The 1,810-nt window shown below is 56.2% G+C and carries 1 rRNA gene; it reads right to left on the reverse strand.

The window, feature by feature from the left end:
* Positions 1–184: 184 nt before the first annotated feature.
* Positions 185–1,702, reverse strand: a 16S ribosomal RNA gene (locus AB0876_RS34255).
* Positions 1,703–1,810: the final 108 nt, after the last annotated feature.

The following is a 1,810-nucleotide window of genomic DNA, read 5'->3' on the forward strand; positions in this document are numbered from 1 at the left end:
CCCCCAAAAAGGGGCACGGGCCTGTTGTCTCAAAGCCCAATAGTGTGTCTGGCAGTTCCTCAAAACAGTGTTTCCCACACCGTTTCTCAAGTTTGTTGTGCACCAAGCCGGCGCCACTACAGCGACCAGGCTCCTCACGGCTACATCCCCACCAATTGGGAATGTTTATCGTGGTGCTCCTTAGAAAGGAGGTGATCCAGCCGCACCTTCCGGTACGGCTACCTTGTTACGACTTCGTCCCAATCGCCGATCCCACCTTCGACGGCTCCCTCCACAAGGGTTAGGCCACCGGCTTCGGGTGTTACCGACTTTCATGACGTGACGGGCGGTGTGTACAAGGCCCGGGAACGTATTCACCGCAGCGTTGCTGATCTGCGATTACTAGCGACTCCGACTTCACGGGGTCGAGTTGCAGACCCCGATCCGAACTGAGACCGGCTTTGAAAGGATTCGCTCCACCTCACGGCATCGCAGCCCTTTGTACCGGCCATTGTAGCATGTGTGAAGCCCTGGACATAAGGGGCATGATGACTTGACGTCATCCCCACCTTCCTCCGAGTTGACCCCGGCAGTCTCTCACGAGTCCCCGCCATTACGCGCTGGCAACATAAGATAAGGGTTGCGCTCGTTGCGGGACTTAACCCAACATCTCACGACACGAGCTGACGACAGCCATGCACCACCTGCACACAGGCCACAAGGGAACCAATATCTCTACTGGCGTCCTGTGCATGTCAAACCCAGGTAAGGTTCTTCGCGTTGCATCGAATTAATCCACATGCTCCGCCGCTTGTGCGGGCCCCCGTCAATTTCTTTGAGTTTTAGCCTTGCGGCCGTACTCCCCAGGCGGGGTACTTAATGCGTTAGCTACGGCACGGATCCCAAGGAAGGAAACCCACACCTAGTACCCACCGTTTACGGCGTGGACTACCAGGGTATCTAATCCTGTTCGCTCCCCACGCTTTCGCTCCTCAGCGTCAGTTACTGCCCAGAGACCCGCCTTCGCCACCGGTGTTCCTCCTGATATCTGCGCATTCCACCGCTACACCAGGAATTCCAGTCTCCCCTGCAGTACTCTAGTCTGCCCGTATCGCCCGCACGCCCACAGTTAAGCTGTGAGTTTTCACGAACAACGCGACAAACCACCTACGAGCTCTTTACGCCCAGTAATTCCGGACAACGCTCGGACCCTACGTATTACCGCGGCTGCTGGCACGTAGTTGGCCGGTCCTTCTTCTATAGGTACCGTCACTTGCGCTTCGTCCCTATTGAAAGAGGTTTACAACCCGAAGGCCGTCATCCCTCACGCGGCGTCGCTGCATCAGGCTTGCGCCCATTGTGCAATATTCCCCACTGCTGCCTCCCGTAGGAGTCTGGGCCGTATCTCAGTCCCAGTGTGGCCGGTCACCCTCTCAGGCCGGCTACCCGTCGTCGCCTTGGTAGGCCATTACCCCACCAACAAGCTGATAGGCCGCGGGCCCATCCCACACCGCAAAAGCTTTCCACCACACACCAGGAAGTGCGCGGTCATATTCGGTATTAGACCCAGTTTCCCAGGCTTATCCCAAAGTGCAGGGCAGATCACCCACGTGTTACTCACCCGTTCGCCACTCGAGTACCCCGAAGGGCCTTTCCGTTCGACTTGCATGTGTTAAGCACGCCGCCAGCGTTCGTCCTGAGCCAGAATCAAACTCTCCAAACAAAAACCTCGGGACAAACCCGAAAGAATTCGAATCAGAAAAATTCGACCAAACAAAAGACACCAACAAACTGGCATCAAAAAAACAAAGCCACACCCTAAACGGGAAAA

The sequence above is a fragment of the Mycobacterium sp. NPDC049093 genome, assembly GCF_040704635.1.
Classification (GTDB): Bacteria; Actinomycetota; Actinomycetes; order Mycobacteriales; family Mycobacteriaceae; genus Mycobacterium.